This window comes from Algibacter sp. L3A6 (assembly GCF_009796825.1).
In the GTDB taxonomy this organism is placed as follows: domain Bacteria; phylum Bacteroidota; class Bacteroidia; order Flavobacteriales; family Flavobacteriaceae; genus Algibacter.
In genome coordinates, this window is sequence record NZ_CP047030.1 from 2750833 (window position 1) to 2769196 (window position 18364).

General features: G+C 35.4%; 11 protein-coding genes. 10 read left to right on the forward strand and 1 reads right to left on the reverse strand.

Going from position 1 to position 18364, the window contains the following annotated elements:
- Position 1: 1 nt before the first annotated feature.
- Positions 2-3271 carry a SusC/RagA family TonB-linked outer membrane protein gene (locus tag GQR98_RS11660; protein ID WP_199270191.1) on the reverse strand — a complete coding sequence of 1090 codons (3270 nt, stop codon included), beginning with the start codon at positions 3269-3271 and terminating at the stop codon, positions 2-4.
- Positions 3272-3767: 496 nt separating this feature from the next.
- Here GQR98_RS11660 and GQR98_RS11665 point away from each other — a divergent pair, with 496 nt between their 5' ends.
- The 10 genes from GQR98_RS11665 (at position 3768) to GQR98_RS11710 (ending at position 18357) form a co-directional block, all read left to right on the forward strand.
- Positions 3768-4973 (forward strand): glycoside hydrolase family 88 protein, encoded by a 1206-nt coding sequence (locus GQR98_RS11665; RefSeq protein WP_199270192.1) that lies wholly within the window; start codon positions 3768-3770, stop codon positions 4971-4973.
- 18 nt (positions 4974-4991) lie between these two features.
- Positions 4992-5858 (forward strand): hypothetical protein, encoded by an 867-nt coding sequence (locus GQR98_RS11670; RefSeq protein ID WP_159019652.1) that lies wholly within the window; start codon positions 4992-4994, stop codon positions 5856-5858.
- 13 nt (positions 5859-5871) lie between these two features.
- Entirely contained in the window at positions 5872-6732 is an 861-nt protein-coding gene (locus tag GQR98_RS11675) for an alpha/beta hydrolase family protein (RefSeq protein WP_199270193.1), read from the forward strand.
- Between the two features lie 243 nt (positions 6733-6975).
- Positions 6976-8748 carry an alpha-L-fucosidase gene (locus GQR98_RS11680; protein WP_199270194.1) on the forward strand — a complete coding sequence of 591 codons (1773 nt, stop codon included), beginning with the start codon at positions 6976-6978 and terminating at the stop codon, positions 8746-8748.
- Positions 8749-8772: 24 nt separating this feature from the next.
- On the forward strand, positions 8773-9864 hold the full coding sequence (locus GQR98_RS11685) for a glycoside hydrolase family protein (protein WP_199270195.1): 1092 nt from the start codon (positions 8773-8775) through the stop codon (positions 9862-9864).
- 43 nt (positions 9865-9907) lie between these two features.
- Positions 9908-11230 (forward strand): sugar porter family MFS transporter, encoded by a 1323-nt coding sequence (locus GQR98_RS11690; protein ID WP_159019654.1) that lies wholly within the window; start codon positions 9908-9910, stop codon positions 11228-11230.
- A 13-nt stretch (positions 11231-11243) separates the two neighbouring features.
- Positions 11244-12065, forward strand: a complete 822-nt coding sequence (locus tag GQR98_RS11695) for an alpha/beta hydrolase (protein WP_159019655.1) — start codon at positions 11244-11246, stop codon at positions 12063-12065.
- A gap of 2 nt (positions 12066-12067) precedes the next feature.
- Entirely contained in the window at positions 12068-13543 is a 1476-nt protein-coding gene (locus GQR98_RS11700) for a sulfatase-like hydrolase/transferase (protein WP_159019656.1), read from the forward strand.
- Between the two features lie 12 nt (positions 13544-13555).
- Positions 13556-16363 carry a heparinase II/III family protein gene (locus tag GQR98_RS11705; protein WP_159019657.1) on the forward strand — a complete coding sequence of 936 codons (2808 nt, stop codon included), beginning with the start codon at positions 13556-13558 and terminating at the stop codon, positions 16361-16363.
- Positions 16364-16371: 8 nt separating this feature from the next.
- Positions 16372-18357 (forward strand): glycoside hydrolase family 97 protein, encoded by a 1986-nt coding sequence (locus GQR98_RS11710; RefSeq protein WP_159019658.1) that lies wholly within the window; start codon positions 16372-16374, stop codon positions 18355-18357.
- Positions 18358-18364: the final 7 nt, after the last annotated feature.

Consider the following 18364-nt stretch of genomic DNA (forward strand, 5'->3'; position numbering starts at 1 on the left):
ATTAAAATGTAATTTCTAGTCCTAATACCATAGTAGAGGTATAAGGAACAGTGCTACCTTGTCCTGCAGAATCTCCTTTTTCAGGATCAAAACCATCTTTAATATTATCGATTACAAATAAATCATTTCCTGTTAAAGACAGTCTAATACGATCTAAGCCAACTCTGTCTAAAATATCTTGAGGTAAAGTGTAACCCAATGAAAGTACTTTAGCACGTAGATAAGATGCTTTGATAACATTAATATCATTGATATGTCTGTAGTTCCAGTTATTTCTTTGTCCGTTGTAAGAGATTACAGGGTTAGAAGCACTCGTGTTTTCTGGCGTCCAAGAAGATGTTAGGTAAGTTGGGTTTTGGTTTGTCCACCAAGAACGGAATGGGTATGCTAAAGCTCCATCACGTACAATATTCTGTTTTCCTACACCTTGAAAGAAGGCACTAAAATCAAACCCTTTATACTCTAAACCAAGGCTAAAGCTATAACTGTTGTGAGCATTGGCATCTCCAACATAAACTAAATCATCTGTCGTAATCGCATCATCACCATTTACATCTACACGTTTAACACTTCCTGGAGTTAATCGGTTTGAACTTCTATAAGCAGGTAATAAAGATCCCGATTTCATAGATTGGCTAGTAACATCGCTAAAACCAACTTGGTTGTAGTAATCTAGTATATCTTCTTCATTTTGAAATAATCCATCTGTTTTGTAAGCATAAATAGCATTCAATGGATCTCCTTCTACAACTTGGTTAACACCATAAGTAATTGCAGTTTGTCCCTCCATACGTGCAACTTCACTTTTACTATCCCAAAACATAACTCCAACTCTGTATTTAAGATCTCCTATTTGATCCCTCCAGTTTAATGAAACTTCGTAACCATCTGAAACGAAATCACCACTGTTTGTGTCTGGAGCAGAAAAACCACCTATTTGAGGGTAAGTAATTTGAACTAACATGTCGTTGTTTTCTCTATGGAAAACTTCAGCAGTACCACTTAAACGGTTATCTAAAATTGTAAAGTCTAAACCGTAATTTGTTGTTGCTACGCGCTCCCAAGAACGTTGAGTAGTTGTTAAGCCAGCAACCCATGCAGTGTTAGCTAAAGAAGGAGCAGCTCCAAAAATGGTAGAACTTGTATTGATGCTTGATAAGTAATCATAAGCACCAATTCCTGTTACAGAGCCTGTTTCTCCATAAGAAGCTCTTATTTTTAAATTATTAAAAATGTTTAAGTCGTTAACGAAACTTAATTCTGATAAACGAATACCTCCAGATGCACTAAAGAAATTTTTCCAACGATAATCAGGGTCTAATCTTGAAGATCCATCACGGCGACCTAAAGCTTCTAAAAGATAGATGCCATTATAATCATAGTTAAATTTACCAATGTAAGATATTAAACCAACTGCTTCACTACCAGAGTTAAATGTACTTCCGTTAGATTGTTTAGGAGAACCTCCTGTAACTTGAGTAGTTATATCTCCTGTATTAATATCATCCAATTCATCGCTTAACATATTGGTTCTAGCAGTATATGCTCTGTTAATTTGTTGTTGTTCTGCTGTTGTACCAACAAGAACACCGAAATTATGTTTTCCAATAGATTTTAAATAATTTGCTTGTAATACATGGTTTTGGAAACGGATATCGGTATCAAAATATTTTACACCAGAGTTTAGTAATGATGTAGGTGTACTAGAAACGTTTCCGTCCCAATCGTACATAGTAACAGATGTAGTACGTTCCATTCTAGTTCCGTTACGTGAACTCATATTACCGTTATAGGTAAGTGATAGTCCTTCAGCGTATTGGTTTAAATCTAAAGTGATTTTCGCTCCTAGTCTAAAAATTTCTTCTCTGTTTACTGTGCGCCCACCTTCATCTAATTTTGCTAACAAGTTGTTTGCTCCAAAGATATCGTAGTATTGGCCTTGTGGATTGTAAAGCGGAAATAAGTACATGTCTTGTACACCATGACCAACACCTTGAGTAGGTTCGTCAACTTTTCTACTATCATAAGATACGCTGAAATCTGTTTTCACCATATCACTCATTTTATATGTTAAGTTTGTTCTAAAGTTGTAACGTTTAGCTCCATCATAAACAAATGATATTGGAGAGCGTTCGTTAGCATAACCAAACGAGGTTCTATAAGTTGCATTTTCACTACCACCAGAAAGAGATAAATCGTGTCTTTCAGAGATTGTAGTTCCGTAAACAGCATCATATTGATTAACATCATCCAAACGGTGATCTTTACCTAACCAAAATACAGATTCTGGTGCTAGGGGATAAGTACCATCAACAATATCTTGCGTTTCTTGTTGTGTGAAAAAACGATATGTTCCTGTAGCTTGTTGTGCAACACCATTACCATCGGTATATCCAAAGGTGTCGTTTTCACCGGCAAGTAACCATAATTTACCCCAATCTTTTAAGCTAGAAACAGGCATGTCTCCAGCAAAATTCATTTGAGTTTCAGCTTTGTAATTCACTTTCATTTTACCTTGCTTCCCTTTTTTAGTGGTTACTAAAATAACACCACCAGCAGCTTTGGTTCCAAAAATAGCAGCAGCTCCATCTTTCAATACAGAATAACTTTCTATATCGTTTGCATTAATAGTTGCTAATTGCCATTCTGCAATTTCTAGTCCGTCTAGTAAAATAAGTGGCCCAATGTTATTTACTGAAATATCGCCACGAATTTGGATATTCGCACCGTCATTACCAGGACGAGATGATGTTCTAGTTACAACTAAGCCAGGAACCTCTCCTTGTAGCGCTAATGCTGCACTTGATGTTCCTTTTCCTTTAAAAACATCGTCACCCTTTACTTGGGTAACAGCACCTGTAAGGGTTGCTTTCTTCTGTGTACCGAAACCTACAACAATAACTTCATCCAAGGCTGCTATGTCTAAATCTAACGTTACATTAATAGTAGAGTTGCTTCCAACTGTAACTTCTTTACTAGAATACCCTATGTAAGAAAACGAAAGGACCGAACTGTTTGAAGGAACAGTAATGCTATAATTTCCATCAAAATCTGTTACGGCGCCAGTAGAGGTGCCTTTTACAATTACATTTACCCCAGGAATTCCGAAGTTATCTTCTGCGCTAACAACTGTTCCTGTAATAGTTCTGTTTTGTTCATTTATTGGGTTTGCGTACCCAACATTAGTCATGCTACAAACCAAAAAAGCTATCATCCAAAATAGGCTTAGTGGTTTTTTCAGACTGGTCTGATTTTTGAGTTTTTTCATCATAAATAATTAGTTTGTTTGTTTAGATACCCTTTTGTTTTTTTTACGACTTAGTAATGAAATATTCATTTTTAAATCATATCAAAATGAGAGAGTGGTTTTAATCTAGTTTTAGAATTACAATGGTATTTAAAATTTTAGTTGTTCATGATAACTTATAGACCAATCAATATAAATTATGATTCTTTTTTCTTGAAATGCCCATCTTTAGGAGGGATAGAGGTTTTATTTGTTTTCTTTAGAAGTATTCTTACGTAAAAGTGTGAAAGCTGTTTACCGTAATGAATTTTAATTTAATTTTCTTTATGCACAGCTAAAAGGTATGTTAGTGGTAAACTAGCTCTTAATGATATCAGAAATCGTAATTTTAAACGATAATTTATAGTTTTCGAATGATAATTTAACAAGAAGGAATCTTATAAATTTTAAATTGCATAAAAATTCAAAGAAACATCAGGTTGATTGATAGGTTTGATGTGAATGTTTTAAAACTGAAAAAATGCGGTTAATAAAATCAATATTGTATTTAATGTTATTTGTGTGTTTCTCCTGTAAGTCTGTAAAGAAAGAAACAGCTATAAATCAATTATCAAAGTTTGATGTAAACATGGTTTTAAATCAAAACGTAGACAAAATAAAAATAGTAACTCAAAAACTTACATTTTACGATAGTTTTCCGAGGCATATAGATAAAAATAACAAGCAATGGAGCTATGTGAAACCAAAAGATTGGTGTAGTGGCTTTTATCCTGGGATTTTATGGTATGCTTATGAAGAGTCTGGAGATGAGGTTCTTAAAAATAAAGCCGTTAAATTCACTGAAACATTAAAAACCATAGCATACAGTCCTGCGAGAAATCACGATATCGGTTTTCAATTATATTGTAGCTATGGTAATGGTTATAGATTAACTGGAAAACAAAATTACAAAGAAATTTTGTTGGCAGCAGCTGATACATTAGCAACATTATACAACCCGAAAGTTGGTAGCATTTTATCTTGGCCTTCTCAAATTAAGCGATATAAACACAACACCATTATAGATAATATGATGAATTTAGAGTTGCTTTTTTGGGCAGCTAAAAATGGTGGAGATAAAAGTTTGTACGATATAGCTAAAAGTCATGCAGAACAAACTATGAAGTATTTGGTTAGGGAAGACGGTTCTGCATTTCATGTTGGATCTTTTGATATAGAAACAGGAGCGTTTTTACAAGGCTATACACATCAAGGTTATGCTAACGAATCGATGTGGGCGAGAGGGCAAGGTTGGGGAATTTATGGTTTTGCAATGGCATATCGTGAAACTGGTGATTCTAATTTTTTGAATACTGCCATAAAACTTTCAGATAAATTTTTAGAGCGTTTACCGGAAGATGGTATTCCGTTTTGGGATTTCGACGATCCTAAAATTCCAAATGCACCAAAAGATGCTTCTGCGGCAGCGGTTGCAGCATGTGGTTTAATGGAATTGTCAGGTTTGGTTCAAGATGAAAAGTTAAAATCTAAATATTTCAACGCAGGCAAAAAACTCGTTGAAATACTATCATCTAGTGCTTATTTGAGTCATGCTAAAAATGATGCCTTGCTATTACATTCCACAGGAAATCATCCAAAGAATAAAGAAATCGATATGCCAATTATTTATGCCGATTATTATTACATGGAAGCTTTGTTACGTTTACAGAAACTTGAAAATATTTAATAAATACCACATTTTAAAATGAAAAAGCTTGCTTTTATTCTTATTTGTATCACACTAACTTTTAGTTCTAATATTTTCGCACAAACTGTACCGTATTCTATTGGTCGTATTGTGGTAAGTTCTGATGGCAATGAGCACGATCATGATGATTGGGCTGCTACACCCTTTACACTAGCGCTGTTGGCAGCAAAAGGACTTCAAGATAAACTTACAGTTTACACGTTTAGTGATCATATTTGGGGGAGCGATTATCAAAAGAAAAAAGGAAAAGCCGAAATGTTAATAAGTGCTTTAGAAGGTCAAAAAATATATAATTTTAAAAAAAGTAATTTCTTAGAAGCGGTTGCCGATTCTACCAAAGCCATTAATGCCATTGTAAAAGAAATTAATAAATCTAAGGCGAGCAACCCGTTAACTATTGTGGCTGCTGGGCCTATGCATGTTGTGGGCTCTGCAATTTCACAATCAAAAAAAGTAAAATTAAAATATGTGAGAATTATTTCTCATTCGAATTGGAATGATAGACACTCTGATAAACCTTACGATTGGGAAGAACATTCTGGTTGGACTTGGAACGAAATTAAAGCGAATTTTGAGTCTTTCGGATTGATTTGTGATAGAATATCCGATCAAAATGGCGGGAAAGATTACGAAGGTATGAAAGCACCAAAAGCCATGTTCGATTGGATAAATACTTCACCGATAAGAAATACTTCAGAAGAAGCGAAAAATCAATTAGATTGGTTGTATCAAAGGCAATTAACTTGTGTTAAAAAGGGTGATTTCGATCCGTCGGATGCTGGTATGATTATTTATCTGTTAACCGGAAAACAAAAAACAAGTCCTGAGGATGCAAGAGCAATTATCGAAAATCCAGTACATTAAACCAAATCCAAAAATGAAAAGAAATTTCAGCCTATTTATCATCATATTTATTAGTTTTCATTGTTTTTCTTCTGAAATAAGTTCTGCGGAAGCAAAGGCTAATTTTGAAACTTCAATTAGAAATAATTCCGAAGAAAATGAAGCCGTAAAAAAGGAGTGGAATGGTTTTAAAATAAAGGAAGCAATGTTAAATGGCGTGGCTTATAAAGTGGTGTTTCCGAAGAAGGCGAACGCAAGTAAAAACTGGATTTGGCGTGCTCGATTCTGGGGTCATGAACCACAAACAGATATCGCGCTCTTGAATGCAGGCTTTCATGTGGTTTATATTGAAGTTGCTAATTTATTCGGAAGCCCGAAGGCTATTAATATTTGGAATGATTTTTACGATTTCATAATAAAAAAATATAAATTAAACCCTAAAGTCGTGCTAGAAGGCATGAGTAGAGGTGGTTTAATTATCTTTAATTGGGCGAACCAAAATGCCGAAAAAGTAGCCTGTATTTATGCCGATGCGCCAGTTTGCGATTTTAAAAGTTGGCCTGCTGGACAAGGCACTGGCGATGGCTCTAAAAAAGCATGGGAAGCCTGCTTAGATAGCTATGGTTTTACTGAAGAAGTAGCGTCTCAATTTTCTGGAAATCCTATAAATCATATGGAGTATATTGCTGTCCAAAAAGTGCCGATTTTAATTGTTGTTGGCGATGCAGATAAGGTTGTTCCTGTAGCAGAAAACAGTGCTTTATTAGAGCGGCGTTTAAATAGTTTAGGTTGGGAGTTAAACATGATTCATAAACCTGAAGTAGGGCATCATCCACATTCTTTAAAAAATCCAAAACCTATTGTCGATTTTATTTTGAAGGCAACTAATCCTTAATTTTATTGGGTTCTTTTTGTGTAGAAAACCCATAAAAAGGTTTACTTAATTTCATATAAAATGTAACGTTTTATTTTTGTTTAAAATCGTTCAACGGCTTGTTAGTAGCCTATTTCATTAATATAGCGCATAAATAAGCTATAGTTTATATGGAAAGGCTCATGATTTATACCGTAAAAAGTCTATTATTTTTATTATTGTATCTATTATGTTTTTTTAGAATAAATAATAAAAAATTCAAGGATGAAAAAATCAGGTATTTGTGCAATGTTGTTTGTTTTTCTATTAGGAACAGCATGTGGTTCTAAAGTAGAAAAAGCTGTATTTGCCGAGGCGAATATCGATCCGGAAAATATAACAGATGAAGCGCGTATGGAATGGTGGCAAGACGCCCGATTTGGTATGTTTATTCACTGGGGGATTTATACGGTTCCTGCTGGTTTTTATAACGGCGAAGCACAAACAAATAGTGCCGAGTGGATTATGAATAAAGGCAAAATTCCGGTAGCTGAATATGAGAAATTTGCCGACGAATTTAATCCCACTAAATTTAATGCCGACGAGTTTGTGGCTTTAGCTAAACAAGCCGGAATGAAATACATGATTATCACGGCTAAACATCACGATGGATTCTCCATGTTCGATTCTAAAGCCACCGATTATAACATTGTAGATGCCACGCCTTTTAAGCGTGATATTTTAAAAGAATTATCTATCGCCTGCCAAGAGCAAGGCCTTAAATTCGGTTTTTATTACTCGCAAGCTCAAGATTGGCACCATCCGGGTGGTTTAGGGAATAGCTGGGATAAATCTTTTGAACGTGTTAGTAGCGACGAGTATGTTTACGAAAAAGCACTTCCAGAAGTAAAACAATTACTTACAGAATACGGACCGATATCAAATTTTTGGTGGGATACACCTCGCGAAATGACAAAATCTGTTGTCGATAGCCTGCACCACATTACTACAGCATTACAACCATGGATTATTACAAACGACCGTTTGGGCGACGATTATCCTGGAGATCACAAAACTTTTGAAAGAAATGGTCCAAGACATCAACCCGAAGCGAAATACTGGGAATTATGCCAACCCGTTAGTGGCAGTTGGGGTTACCGTAGCGACGATGATAATTTTAAATCGATACCAACTTTAATTCATAATTTAATAGACCAGAGTAGTAAAGGCGGAAATTATTTATTGAATGTCAGTCCAACACGAGAAGGCATTTTAAGAATTGAGGCTGTAGAGCGCATGAAAGCCATTGGTGCTTGGATGGATACAAATTCCGAAGCGATTTACGGTACACATGCGAGTCCAATTTCTACCGAACCAGATTGGGGACGTATTACCATGAAAACTATTGACGGTAAAGCATTACTTTATCTTCATGTTTACAATTGGGAAGATGGAGCAGCGTTGCCAATTCGATTAAAAAATAATGTAGAATCTTGTTATTTACTTACAGATGAAAGCAGAACGTTTAAAACCGAAACTTTAGATCATGGAATTCAGGTGAAATTAACAGGAAAAGCGCCAGATAGCGTAGCTTCTGTTATTGTTTTAAAGTTGAAAGAAATGCCTAATGCATTACCTATAAAAGCTTTAGGTCAAGATGAAAACGGATTAGCTGTACTTACAGCATACAGAGCGCAATATGAAAACTTACAAGGACCAGGCGCCCTATACAAAGAAGAGTGGGATTGCGTTAGCCATTGGGATAGCGAAACGGCTCGAGTATATTGGTCTTTCGAAATTGATAAACCAGGCACGTTTAATGTGGAGCTTGGCTATTCAGGAAGTGAATCTACTGAAATTACAGTAGCACTTGCAGGAACTTCTAAAAAGGTAAACGTTGCCGCAACAGGAAGTAATCCAAAACGATTTAAAAAAGCAGACTTAGGACAATTTACAGTGGATAAACCTGGTAAATATGAGTTTTCTCTAATGCCTGTAGCCGGAAAATGGAATGCCATTAATTTGAAGGATATTAAACTTCAACCCTTAAAAAAATAATCACCGTTTAATTGAGTTTATAAAATGATGAAATATATTTTTCTTTTGTTTATTGGATGTTTGTTCTCTTGCGGTGCACAAAATAGTCTTTATAATAATTTAGATGAAGCGCCTATTGATGGTGGTTTACAAATGGACGATTATTGGGTTTGGGGCAGTTCTGTTATTAAGGGAGACGATGGTTTGTACCATATGTACGCATCGCGCTGGCCAAAAATGTTACCGTTTCATCCAGGCTGGATGGTGGCTTCAGAAATTGTACATGCTACATCAAAAACTCCAGAAGGACCTTATCAGTTTCAAGATGTCGCTTTAGGCGATCGTGGTACTCAATATTGGGATGGAAAATCTTGCCATAACCCTAAAATTGTAAAATATAAAGACACTTACATTCTGTACTACATGGGATCTACACATCCTTTTGAGGCAGTTACGGAAGCCAATGTTAGCGATTTCGATTTATCAAGTAAATGGTGTATTGCTGCGCGTTGGGGAAAACGTATTGGTATAGCAACATCTAAAAGTCCGAACGGCCCATGGAAACGTCAGAATGCACCAATTTTAGAAGTGGAACCAAATTCATATTACAGCTTTTTAACCTCCAATCCGTCACCTTTAATTAAAGGAGATGGTTCGGTAGTTTTACTTTTTAAAGGAAGAAGTTATAAAGATGATGGCGTTTCGCAAAGCGATATGAGCATTGGTGTGGCTACTGCGCCGAGCTATGATGGAGAATATACCGTAATTGGTGACGAGCCATTATTTTCTATGGAACGTTTTGGAGAGGTTGAAGATCCACATTTATGGAGTGATGATGCCGGTTATCACATGATAGCAAAAGACCAAAGAGGTTTAATTACTGGAGGAAAAGGTGATGGATTGGTAGCGCATTCTGAAAACGGTATCGACTGGATAATAGATGAAAATCCAAGAGCTTATACAAAAACAGTAAAATGGAACAACGGAAAAACTATTAAACAAGGGCAGTTGGAGCGACCTTTTGTTTTTGTAGAAAACGGAAAGCCTACACATATTTTCTTTGCTACAATGGATGGCCCTGGCGGATTTAGTAACGGTACAAAAACATGGAATATGGTTATTCCTCTCAAAAAATAACATAACTAATTAAATATTTAAATAAAACTAACACAAACATATCATGAACAAAAAAATATTATTATGGTCCATTACCGCAGCACTTGCAGGTTTTCTATTTGGATTTGATGTTGTAGTAATTTCGGGTGCCGATAAAAAATTACAAGCTTTATGGGGTTCATCAGAAGCTTTTCATGGGGCTGTAGTTATGGGTATGGCACTTTGGGGAACTGTTGTCGGAGCCATTTTTGGAGGTATTCCAACTAATAAATACGGACGTAAAAGTACGTTAATTGTTATTGGTATTTTGTTTGCTCTTTCGGCTATAGGTTCAGCCTTTGCTAACGATCCTTATGTATTTGCCTTTGCGCGATTTATTGGTGGTTTAGGAGTAGGAGCATCTACAATTGCCGCACCTGCTTACATTTCTGAAATTGCACCAGCAAAAGACAGAGGACGTTTGGTGGCGATGTACCAGTTTAATATTGTTTTTGGTATCATGATCGCTTATCTATCGAATTACCTATTAAGTGATATTGGTGAAAATGCATGGCGATGGATGCTTGGCGTAGAAGCTATTCCTGCAGTGTTATACATTTTATTCGCTTTAAAATTACCTAAAAGTCCACGTTGGTTATTATCTCAATCAAGAGAAACAGAAGCAAGAGAGGTATTACAAATAATAGATCCAGCTGCAGATGTTGATGCTCAAATTAAAGAGTTTAACTCACATGCAGAAAAAAGTGATAAGTCTGAAACTATATTCATTAAAAAATATAGATTTCCGTTAATGTTAGCCTTTTTTATCGCCTTTTTTAATCAATTTTCAGGAATTAATGCGGTATTATATTATGCGCCACGTATTTTTGAAGAGGCAGGATTAGGAGAAAGTTCGGCATTATTAAATAGTATCGGTTTAGGGGTAACCAATCTTGTGTTTACATTATTAGGTGTGTTTTTAATTGATAAATTAGGAAGAAAAACCTTAATGTACATAGGTTCTGTAGCTTATATTACATCATTAGGTCTTTTAGCTGCGGCATTCTTATTGGGATGGACAGGCATGGCTGTTCCAGCTTTCTTGTTTTTATTTATAGCAGCTCACGCTGTAGGTCAAGGCGCTGTAATTTGGGTGTTTATTTCTGAAATTTTCCCGAATCATTTACGTGCTTCTGGTCAAGCTTTTGGTAGTTCAACACACTGGGTTTTAGCGGCAGTTATTCCATCATTATTTCCTTTTTTATTGAAATTAGTAGGAGGTGGTCTTGTTTTCCTTGTGTTTGCTATAATGATGGTGTTCCAATTGTTATTCGTTGCCTTTATGATGCCAGAAACTAAAGGGAAAACTTTGGAAGAGTTAGAAGATATCATGTTAAAGAAAAAATAATAAGTCAGTTTATATGAAAAAGTTAATTGGATTTTTACTCGTCTTTTGTGCATCATTATCGCTTTATGCATCAAAAATTGATACGTTGGTTGTGCATAGTACAGTTATGAATAAAGACATAAAAAACGTAGTAATAACTCCTGATTCTTATAAAAAAAACGGACCAGATTTACCAGTCGTGTATTTACTTCATGGCGCAGGTGGAGATCATAAAGCTTGGTTAGGTAAGGCTCCAAAGATTGAAGCTTATGCCGATTTATACAATGTAATTATTGTGTGTCCCGATGGGCATAAAACCAGTTGGTATTTTGATAGCCCAAAAGAAAGTAATATGCAATATGAAACTTATATTTCTAAAGAGCTTGTTGCAGAGGTTGATAGCAATTACAATACTATAGCCGATAAAAATCATCGTGCCATTACGGGGTATAGTATGGGCGGTCATGGCGCTTTATATTTAGCTTTTAAACATAACGATATTTGGGGTGTTGCCGCTAGCATGAGTGGTGGTTTAGACATAAGAGGCTTTCCATTACAATGGGAAATCGCAAAGCGTTTAGGCGTTTATGCCGAAGAACCAGAAATTTGGGAGCAAAATACGGTTATTAACATGACGCATTTGCTTGATGGTAAAAACTTAAAATTTATGTTCGATTGTGGTGTAGACGATTTTTTCTACGATGCTAATGTGCGTTTGCATAAAAAACTCTTAGAACGCAGAATTCCTCACGATTATATCGAAAGACCTGGCGCACATACCAATCAATATTGGGCGAATTCAATAACCTATCAAATGGTATTTTTTAAAGACTTTTTTAATTCAACTAAAAAATAAGTATGCATTTTAATTTTGTAAAATATCTAGCCTTTGTTTTTCTTTTAGGAAGTTTTTCTTGTAAAAATGAAACAAAAGCAACGATTGATATTAAAGTTCAAGAGGAAAACAATCAACCTAATATCGTTCTGCTTTTGTGTGACGATTTAGGGTATGGAGATTTATCGTCTTTTGGGCATTCCATTATACAAACACAGCATTTAGACGCATTGGCTAAAACAGGAATTAAATTAACTAATTTCTATTCTACAGCTCCGGTTTGTTCGCCTTCTCGTGTAGGTTTACTTACCGGAAGAAGCCCAAATAAAGCTGGTGTTTACGATTTTATTCCTGGCCCTAAAAAGAGTGAGGATAATCGTGATTTAGTGCACATGCAGGCCGATGAGGTTACTATTCCTGCCTTGTTAAAAAAGGCGGGTTATGATACTTGCTTATCAGGAAAATGGCATTGTAATTCTCGTTTTAATTCTAAAGAACAGCCACAACCTAACGATTTCGGATTCGATCATTGGTTTTCAACACATAATAATGCGTCTCCAAGTCATCAAAACCCAAAGAATTTTGTTAGAAACGGCGAAAAAGTTGGCGAAATAGAAGGATTTAGTAGTCAAATTGTAGTGAACGAGGCTATTAATTGGCTTGAAAACAAAAAAAGCGATAAACCATTTTTCTTAGAAGTCGCGTTTCACGAACCGCACGAACCTATTGCTTCTCCAGAAGATTTAGTTCAAAAATATTTACCATTAGCAGAGAATCTTCAACAAGCAGAATATTTTGCCAATGTTGAAAATGTGGACATTGCTGTGGGACGTTTAGTGGCATTTTTAAAAGAAAAATATGGTGATAATACTTTAGTGGTTTTTACTTCGGATAACGGACCAGAAACCTTTATGAGGTATGCAAAAGCAAAAAAATCTTACGGTACACCTGGAGAATTAAAAGGTATGAAACTTTGGACTAACGAAGCTGGTTTTAGAGTGCCTTGCATTGTAAACTGGTTAGGAAAAGAAACTTTTACCGGAACCTCAGAAAAAGTGGTGTCTGCCTTAGATTTTTTACCAACGTTTGTTGATATCGCTGGTGCTGAATTACCTAAAAGAACCCTAGATGGGCAATCCATTAAAAAGTTTTTAAATACAGGTGATTTAGAGCGCGAAAAGCCATTAATATGGGCATTTTATGATGCTATTAATGAGCGTCGAGTAGCAATGAGAAGCGGCGATTGGAAAATTATGGCACGTTTGGAGTCGGACAATAAAGTGCTTCCAAATATTCATAACCTATACGATGGTAACGAAGCTTTTGTTAAAAATGCTGAACTCACCAATTTTGTATTATTCAATTTGAAAAATGACATTAGTGAATCTGAAGATTTAGCTTCGAAAGAACCAGAAGTTTTTGAGAAAATGAAAGCAGAATTTTTAGTGCAGTATAAAGATTTATTAAACGAAAGTCATATTTGGGTTCGTAACGAATAGATATTTAGTGAAATGAAAAAAATAGTCCTATTTATTAGTGTTAGTTTCTGTTTTATACAGGCAAATTATGGGCAATTTATATTTCCTAAGAGTATTGAGCGCGAACATCCGCGTTTAATTTCATCTAAAGTTTCCAAAGAAGATATTCTTCGAAATATAGAAAACTCTAAAGATGTTAATCAATCTTATGAAGCTATAAAAAGCAAAATTTCTAAATATGTAGTGCAGTATAAAACGGATCCAGAATGGTTATCATCTCGTTTTCAAATGTATTGGAATTCTCATGCTACAGATGTTTATGTAGATGGCGAGTTTTATTCACATGCCAAAGGAAAAGCTCCGGTGCCAACTGTTCGGTTTACAGGACAAAGAGATTATGTTACCGATTACAACACGCCGAGTTTAGAAGATGTAAAGCCGTATTTTGAAGATGATCGAGGTTTATTTCTTCAGCATAAAGAAACAAAGACGTGGGAGTGGGTAAAACCATCTAAAACCGGAAGAATTATTGAAAATACTAATGAGAAAATTATGCGCATTGCTCGCGATGCTGCGTTGGTTTATTTCATTGAAGGCGATGCAGATTATGCCAAACTAGCTGCCCATTTATTCGATGTGTATATGCAAGGTTTGTATTACAGAAACGAACCTATCGATATGCAAAAAGGGAACGTTCAAAACATTATTGGTTTAACTTCTTTTCAGGTTATTAAAGAAAACATTGTAGATGAATTAACTCAATGTTACGATTTTCTCTACCATTATATTCAAAAGAAACATAAACCTAATAACGAAATTTACGCAACATCTTTAAAGAAGTTAGCCGAAATAATTATAAAAAATGGCGTTCCAGATAATAACTGGAATCTGCACCAAGCCAATTTTGTAATACAAATTGCTTTAGTTTTAGATGAAGATAAAATGTATGCCGATGGCAAAGGCTGTCAATATTACTTAAACCGTATTTTTAACGAATCGGAAGCCAGACAATGGTCGGTTAAAGATGTTTTAGACTATGGATACGATCAAGATAATGGCGTTTGGAACGAGAGTTCTAGTTACGCATTAAGTGTAGCAAAAGGCTATACGCATTTGGCGCGCACATTACAAAGCGCTTTGGATATTGATGTGATGCAGTTTATGCCAGTAATACCTGAAGCTGTTGCGGTTATGCCTCAATATTTATATCCTAATAATTATATTGTTGCTTTTGGCGATTCGCATTATGGACCGCTGGAAACAGAACCTTTTATAGACCTTGTTGCCAATGCGCAGCAGTTTAATAACCGTGAGCAAGAAGAAACGTTTACGGCGTTACTTTATATGCTTCAAGATAAAAATGAAGATGAGCATAAAAGGAATGAAAAAAACTCCATTCACGATATTTTACATCACACTAAAGTGCCTTTAGATAAAAGTATAGCGCCTGCGAATAAAGGTGATTTTATGACGAATTCCTTTTACGCACCAACGGTAAGTTGGGTGACTATGCGAAACGGATTAAGTTCAAAGCACGGCCTAATGGTGTCTCAAGTTGGGGCTTTAGGGAATCATGCACATTCCAACGGGATTGCCATGGAACTTTATGGAAAAAACTATGTTTTAGCTCCCGAAGGTGGTCGTGGTTCTAGTTATTTTAGACCCGATTATAAAGAATATTATTCGCAATTTCCTGCGCACAATACGGTTTCCGTTAACGGAAAATCGCAGTACAATAAAATGCGTAGCTATTATCCTTTTGAAGTGAAGCGTTTATATCCCGCATCGGAGCGTAAAACAGGATATTATCCAAATATTAATTTTTCTGATATTTATTTTAATGAACCGAGTACAAATTCCGATCAAAATCGTGTGATGAGTATTGTGCGTACAGGAGAAACTTCGGGCTATTATATTGATGTGTTTCGATCTAAACAAAATGATGGAAAAGATGAATATCACGATTATTTCTATCATAATTTAGGTCAGGAATTAAATTTAACATCCGAAAATGGAGCGCTTTTAAATCTAGTTGAAAGTTCTAAGCTCACATCCAAAGTTGGTAATATTAAAGCTTACGATTATATGTGGGACGAAGTTTCAATAAAAACGAATAAAACTTTAAATGCGACCTATAATTTATCTGTTGAAGGGGAAGAGCAGGTACATATGAATATGTGGATGCAAGGCAATGAAAACCGTGAGATTTTTAAAGTAAAATCGCCGCCTTCTGAAGCTTTTCGTCACGGTATAATTCCGAAGAATATTGAAGAAGCACCGCTTTTAACAACAGTGGTTAGACAATATGGAGAAGCTTGGAATCGTCCGTTTGTAGCCATATACGAGCCTTCAACAACGAGTGAACCTTCAACAATAAAGCAGGTTGATACCTTTACAAGTCCTTTAAATAAAAGCTTCGTTGGGTTAAAAATAGAGAGTATTCAGGACAGAACGGATATTATGTTTTCATCCGATGTTATTGGTAAATACGCTTTTCAAAACATCAATTTTAACGGCACATTCGGGATGGTGACTTCCGAAGAAAACAAAACAACACTTTTTTTAGGCTCAGGGAAGTTTATTGAGAAAGATGGTTTTTCTATTCGAATTTTAGGTAAAACATCAGGCACAGCAACTTTAGTTTATGGAAATAACATGCAATTAACTTGTGATGATGTTATGCTGCTAACCGTACCAGATACCTATAAAAAAGGCGAAGTGATTTTAACTTTTGGTTTTAAAGAATTAAGAGGTGAGCGTTTAAAAATGAATGGTGAAAATGTGGTTAACTTTAAAGTACCAGCCATGAATTTTCAAGAGATTTCAATAGGATTAAAATAAAAATAATAATGGACAGAGTTCTAAAGGGATATAGTTTCGGATTGCTTTGTTTGATGTTGTTTGTTAGTTGTAAAAAAGCTGAAATAACAACGGTTGTTTCTCCTAACGGTATTAATAATATCACATTTTTGAATAATGAAAATAGTGATGCGATTACCTTTTTAGTAAAATACGGTGAGCAAGAGGTTATTCAATCTTCAATATTGGAGTTATTATCTAATGAGATTGATTTTTCTGGTGATTTGTCCATATTAAAAACCGAAATATCCACAGAAAATAACGAGTGGAAATCTAATTTTGCTGAGTTAAGCACAATTACAGACCATTATAATCAAATAAAAATATTTTTAAAATTGGGTGAAGCTCAGGTAAATATTATTGGTAGAGCATACAACGAAGGTGTTGCCTTTGCCTATGAAATTCCTGAGCAACAAAATATAGAAGAAATTGGACTAGCTGAAAATATTCATTATAATTTTAAAGAAGATTATAACGTTTGGGCTACACCAAAGCGTGGTCCTGGTGTTTTAACGGCGCAAGGTGAGTATAAAAAAATCCCATTATCTATACTCGAAAAAGGTTGTGAGCGTCCGCTTGTAATCGAAATTCACGATAGTTTAAAAATTGCTTTAGCTGAAGCAAAGTTGGTGGATTATGCACGTTTAAGTTTCGATAAAGGGACGTCTTCAAAATATAGTATTCTTTCTAATTTAGATGGTAAAATGGGGAAACAAGAACAGGATACCATTTCTGGAGCTATCATTTCTAAACGCTTAGAAGTTGGGGCCAAAGTGCATAAAAAATTACCTTTTCAATCTCCTTGGCGTGTAGTAATGATGGCGAAAAATGAAGGTGAATTATTAGAGAATAATTATTTAATTCAAAATTTAAACACCCCTTCTGCTATTGCTGATGAATCTTGGATTAAGCCAGGTAAAGTTTTAAGAGAAACCACGCTTACCACGCAAGGTGCTTTTGCTGCTATCGATTTTGTGGCCGCTCATAATATGCAATACATTATGTTCGATGCCGGTTGGTATGGCGATGAAATGAAAAACAGTTCGGATGCGACAACGGTAACTTTAGACCCAAAAAGATCTAAAGGCCCATTGGATATGGAAGCTGTAACAGCTTATGGAAAAGAAAAAGGCATTGGTCTAATTTTATATATAAACCGTCGTGCTTTAGAAAAGCAAATAGATGAGGTTTTACCATTATTGAAAAAATGGGGTGTTGCCGGAATTAAATACGGTTTTGTTCGTGTAGGTGATCAAGATGCGACGGCATGGATGCACGAAGCTGTGAAGAAAACGGCGCAATATGAAATGATTATTGATGTACACGATGAATATAGACCAACAGGTTTTTCTAGAACGTATCCAAACTTTCTAACTCAAGAAGGTATTCGAGGAGACGAAGAAACGGTACCTAACGCGCACACCCTAATTAGTATGTTTACACGTACACTTGCTGGCGCATCGGATAATACGGTTTGTTATTACAGTTCTCGAGTGAATGCCATGGGATCTCACGCATCTCAACTAGCAAAAACGGTTTGTATTTTTAGTCCGTTACAGTTTTTGTATTGGTATGATAAAGCACCATTAGCTCCAGTTAAAGAAGATGGACTTTGGGGAGATACCAAGACTATTGGTAACGAGCCAGAATTAGAGTTTTTTGATAATGTACCAACCACTTGGGACGAAACTAAAGTACTAGAAGCAGAAATTGGAGAGATAGGTGTTATTGCTAGAAGAAAAGATAACGACTGGTATATTGGTGGAATTAATGGGGAAACGGCACGAAATGTATTATTAGATTTTTCTTTTTTAGAGGATAATCAAAATTACAAAGCCAAATTATATACAGACGACGAGACTATCGAAACTAGAACTCATGTTAAAATTGAAGAGATTGAAGTTTCAAATAAATCTAAATTAAACTTAAACGTAAAAAGCAATAATGGTTTTGCTATGCGTATTACTAAACTATAACTAACTA